This window comes from Chamaesiphon sp. OTE_20_metabat_361 (genome assembly GCF_031364565.1).
This window is the reverse complement of the sequence record NZ_JANLWO010000611.1, coordinates 1-2,810: the sequence shown is the minus strand read 5'-3', so window position 1 is coordinate 2,810 and position 2,810 is coordinate 1. Positions and strand designations below refer to the sequence as shown.

Here is a 2,810-nt window from a genome sequence, read left to right as displayed (position 1 = left end):
TGATGAAGCAGCTCTTTGTCTTTGAATTCTAATAGTTTATGCATTCGTCTACACATTAACATTTGCCGATACAGCCCATTTGTAGTGTAAAAAATTATACTTGTCAACGATCGTATGCCGATCGAATGGTAGGATAATGGGCTTTGGCAAGTCACTCGACCGCCGCTAGGTGGCGCGTAAGCTTCGTGTATGAATATAGTAGATAAGACATACTTAGAGATCCTCGATCGAATCCTCACGGAGGGTACTAGAGAAACTAACCGCACAGGTACCGATACAGTCTCGTTATTCGGATTGAGCTATCGGCTACCTGTCACGGCTGAAGCCTTCCCGATTTTGACTCACAAGAAGATTCAATGGCGGAGCTTGGTGACGGAAATGATTTGGTATCTCTCTGGCGAACCGCATATTCGCAATCTCCAGCAATATACTAAAATTTGGGATGCTTGGAGCGATGCGGATGGTAATTTAGAGACTGCTTATGGTAGGTTCTGGCGATATTATCCAGTTCCCGATTATGCGGCTCCGATTCGGCGCGAAGATAGTAATTATTTGTGCCATGGTGAATCGTTGGTTAATCTCACAGACAGTAAGTATCGACACGATTTAGTTATTGATGCAGAGCAAAATATAATTCTGCCATGTTTCGATAATTTGAGATGGGCAATTGATGAATTAAAACGCAATCCTCGATCGCGTAGACTGCATATTACTGCTTGGTACCCACCGAATGCGACTGTGAGTAAGTTACCACCTTGTCACCATAGTTTTACGTTAAATTATCAAGGTGGTAAACTAAATTTACATCTCCAACAGCGATCGTCAGATCATTGTGTGGGCAATCCGTTTAATTTAACTTGCTATTCATTACTATTATTACTAATCTGTCGAGAAGTTGAGCTTGCACCAGGAGATTTTTATCACTCGATTACTGACGCACATATCTATGTAGATCATATCGAACCTTACAAGAAGGCTAGTCGGGAGACTTACGATCTACCGCAATTAGATTTGAGTCAATTGGGCGATCGATCGATGTTCGATTTGACTTATGATGATATCGATCGGATTCAATTAGTTAATTATCAACACGGTGCCTTTATTAAATTACCAGTAGCTATTTAGGGAATAGGGAATAGGGAATAATTATTATGGTACAAAAAATTTTAATTGCAGCGATCGATAAAGATGGTGGTATCGGAAAGGATGGTTATATGCCGTGGCATTATCCAGCGGATCTGAAACTATTTATGAACCTGACGATGGGTAATACGATCGTGATGGGACGTAAGACTTTTGATGGAATGTTCGATCGAGAGAAAGCACCATTAAAGGGCAGACAAAATATCGTCGTCACATCGCAAGCAGAGCAGTATCGATCGCGATTTGCCGATAAATATTCAGCAGCAGAATTGACTTTTACTGACGATCTTAATTGTAAAGATATCGAACTAGCAGCAGATACTAAAGTATTTTACTGTGGTGGAGCCAACCTATATCAACAGGTACTAGATCTGGTCAATCTCGATATTATCTATCTTTCTCGCTTGGATGAAAGTTATGATTGCGATACATTCTTTCCTCGCAATCCAGAATCGATCGACAAACAATTTGAGCCATATCTACCACCTCATTTTATTAATAGTTTCTCCGATACAATGGCTGGCAAAAACCCTTTTACTTTTCAAATATATACGCCAAAGCCACTGATAATATACTAGTATTTATCATATTGTGATTAGCTTAAATCTAATTGGTGGGCAATGCCCACCCTAATATTAATTACTATCCACTATCCACTATCCACTATTCACTAACCCATGTACGATATTTCTTCGCGTCCGACTTGGGATGAATATTTCATGATGTTGGCAAAATTAACTGCTACAAGATCTACCTGTTTAGCATTTCCAGTAGGTGCGGTAATTGTCAAAGATCGCCAAGTTTTATCGACTGGGTATAATGGTTCGCCATCGGGTTCGGTACATTGTACGACGCAGGGCTTTTGCTATCCCGAATTGAGTGCGTGTAATGCGAGTAAGATTTTGCCATCTCGATCGGTACATGCGGAGGCAAATGCGATCGCGCAAGCTGCTAAGCACGGCATTTCGACGGGTGGGGCGAATATTTATGTAACGTTAGAACCTTGTTTGTCTTGCTTGAAAATTATTATTTCTGCTGGGATTCGCGAGGTATTTTATGAGACGACATTTAATAGTGGCGACAATCTTAAAGTTCGCGATTTGTTACTACAAGATAGCTCGATAAAGCTGATTCCAATTCAGGTATCGGCAGCAACAGCACAACGTTCGGCGGCATTTTTACTAAACCCGACATCTGTCGAAACTGAGAGTTAGGGATAGATAATCAAAAGAGGCTTTCGATCGAGTCGCTCAACCCACAGGCAAAGTAACAAAATCGAAACCCCCTTTGTCAATACTCACATGGCTAAACTAGCGACGGGGTACTAGATTTTGGTAATCAATGTTGTAAGGTGAGATTGCTTGAGGCTGATTGCCGATCTTGCCCAAACTTTTTGCCATTGCGAGATACTGCGAGGGATCGCCTGCTTTGGCTTTTTTCTCTTGGGGAGTGAAGCCACGGACAGCAGCTTGCCAAGAAGCTTTGGGGAAGCCGAGTTTGCCGCGATAATAAGCATCGTAGCGAGGCGATTGGATGTTAAATGGTAACTCGCTTGCGCCGGAGGGTAATACTCGCCGACGTTGGAAGGGAACGATGCTATCGCCGAAGTTTTCGAGATATTCATCGCTGTTGAGCAAGTCGTTAATGAAGCCAGCACGACCTTTAGT

Annotated in this window: 3 protein-coding genes and 1 pseudogene; 3 read left to right on the top strand and 1 reads right to left on the bottom strand. The window is 42.0% G+C overall.

Annotated elements, in window-relative coordinates:
• Nucleotides 1–189: 189 nt before the first annotated feature.
• The 3 genes from thyA to RMO35_RS17575 all read left to right on the top strand — a co-directional run bounded on the left by thyA (nucleotide 190) and on the right by RMO35_RS17575 (nucleotide 2,357).
• The gene (gene thyA, locus RMO35_RS17585; protein ID WP_309742645.1) at nucleotides 190–1,125 is read left to right on the top strand and encodes a thymidylate synthase; all 936 of its coding nucleotides are present in this window, start codon (nucleotides 190–192) and stop codon (nucleotides 1,123–1,125) included.
• A gap of 26 nt (nucleotides 1,126–1,151) precedes the next feature.
• On the top strand, nucleotides 1,152–1,721 hold the full coding sequence (locus RMO35_RS17580) for a dihydrofolate reductase (RefSeq protein WP_309742644.1): 570 nt from the start codon (nucleotides 1,152–1,154) through the stop codon (nucleotides 1,719–1,721).
• 99 nt (nucleotides 1,722–1,820) lie between these two features.
• On the top strand, nucleotides 1,821–2,357 hold the full coding sequence (locus RMO35_RS17575; protein WP_309742642.1) for a dCMP deaminase family protein: 537 nt from the start codon (nucleotides 1,821–1,823) through the stop codon (nucleotides 2,355–2,357).
• A 96-nt stretch (nucleotides 2,358–2,453) separates the two neighbouring features.
• Here the strand turns inward: RMO35_RS17575 and RMO35_RS17570 are convergent.
• Nucleotides 2,454–2,810: pseudogene (locus RMO35_RS17570) on the bottom strand (phycobilisome rod-core linker polypeptide CpcG); the annotation flags it as partial.